Below are 1,887 nucleotides of genomic sequence, written 5' to 3'. Positions count from 1 at the left end.
AAATACGTCAAAAAGGGTTGGCGGGCATACCATAAGCTGCGAAGGAATAACGGCGCTTTCGACACACTGCATTCAATCGGAATGATCGCCGTATCATGGTGGCCCGGCACTCGGGCTACAAGAGCCAATCGAATCGGGCGAGCCTGCCGAACATGGCGACGTGCGGCCGGATGCCTCTGGAACGTTTCCGGCCTCAGCTACAGTTACTCCCACGCCAAGAACATCTACCGGCACGGTCGAAACTTTGCCTACCGAACATTCCGCGGCCTGGCTCGCCCTCGCTGGTAAAGCAGCAGGATCGCAGAGCAGAAGGATCAAGATTAATGCAAGTAAGGGACCTCCGTTATATCCTCGGTATCTGGGTCGGAGCAGGCGCTATCGCACTCCATCGACCCTCCGATCAAACTGATTTGATCGAACAAGCGCAGGTAATCATTTTCATCGCATTGACAATGTGCCTCACGTATGGGCTCTGGCGCACAGTACGAGATGCTAAGCGAAGGAAAGTTGCCGGAATGCGATCTGACAGGGAAACCCGTATGGACTGACCAGGCAGGGGTCACCGAGACACCTTCGATCAGCCGTGGGAAGGTGGCCCAAATACTCCCATCCGCTTGCGGAGTGACCGGCGATCGAATTTCCCGAAGGGCCCGTCGGCTGACGGGCCCTTTTCCTTGGCAAGGGTAGGCGACCACCCCACCTCGCAGGCCCGAACGGAACTGCCGACCAACGGACCTGAACGTCCGCAACAGGTTCGATGCAGCCTCATCCGAAGATCGGTTGAGAGGGTCGAGTTGGCGATCACGAACCGGTTGCCGCAGCTGGCAATGAGGAGATCCTCGTCGGATTTGTAGTGGCTTTGCCGGATGCTTATCACTGAAGGTGCTCTCGCGACCGGCACCACGCAACACATCTTCCGGGTTTCGCTGCTGACTATGGGCACCGCCCCTCCGAACTGTGCACCGTGTCACGCAAGTTGCAGTAGGTTAAGCAAGGCTGGATTTAACTGGAGATTAAGGCGAAAGGTCTTCTTTCATGACTAAATGGATCATCCTTGCGTCAGTTCTGGATGCAGAATCCTCCAGCATTCGCACTATTGCGAGCCTGGACTGCAGCGAGGAGGAGGCTTTTTCGGAGCTCTCCAATATCCTCAACAGTTATGATCGAGGCGTGATGAAGGTCATCCGTAGGGAGATTTTCAAAATCACGGACCGATCATTCTTGCTCCGCATCAGTGGGCGCCTTTCGCAGAGTCAGTACATCATCCAGCTAGGTGAGCTCGTCGCCGACACAAAGGGCTCAGGTGTGCCCGAATCGATATAATCGGTTCAATATGAGGCCCCGCAACACGGCGTGTAATCATTGATTGAGAACCGTTCGTCATCGCCGTCGGGAACCAACCGAACGATGGGGTCCGTTGGGGAAGTGTCACCCGTTCTGCATGGCGGGGGTGAAATGGGTTACCATTTCACCCCCGCCACTATTCAATGAATCTCTGAAGATGCTACCGAGAGTCTACGAGCGACTCACGGGCCGCTTTCAGCGGTTCTTCCACCATTTCCAGCCGCGCTTTATGCCTGACCACCCCCGCTTTACGCCCCACTTTGCACCCCACCATCCGACTTTATGGTAGCCGTATGCGGTGCCGATGGTTCCCCCATAGGCCATTCCTTGAACCGCATAGTGTCCGCACTTACCCCAAGCCTGCTTGTACGCGCAGTATCCGACGCCGACTGCAGCACCGATGAAGGAAAAGCGGCTGGCATAGTTACGAACCTGATCGAGGTGGTGCCACTTATTCTTCCAGGCGCTGTGCACCTTGGGCCATGCCGACTTCGCACGTCCCCAGCTGGACTTTGCCCAGCCCCAGCCCCGCTTAAGTTTGCC

The 1,887-nt window shown here is 56.3% G+C and carries 1 protein-coding gene; it reads right to left on the bottom strand.

Features of this window, described 5'->3' with window-relative positions:
• Positions 1-1,539: 1,539 nt before the first annotated feature.
• On the bottom strand, positions 1,540-1,887 hold a 348-nt coding region (locus ACWCPF_RS45415), incomplete at its 5' end, for a hypothetical protein (RefSeq protein ID WP_451051027.1).

The organism is Streptomyces sp. NPDC001858 (assembly GCF_053594615.1).
This window is presented reverse-complemented; position numbering and strand designations above follow the sequence as displayed.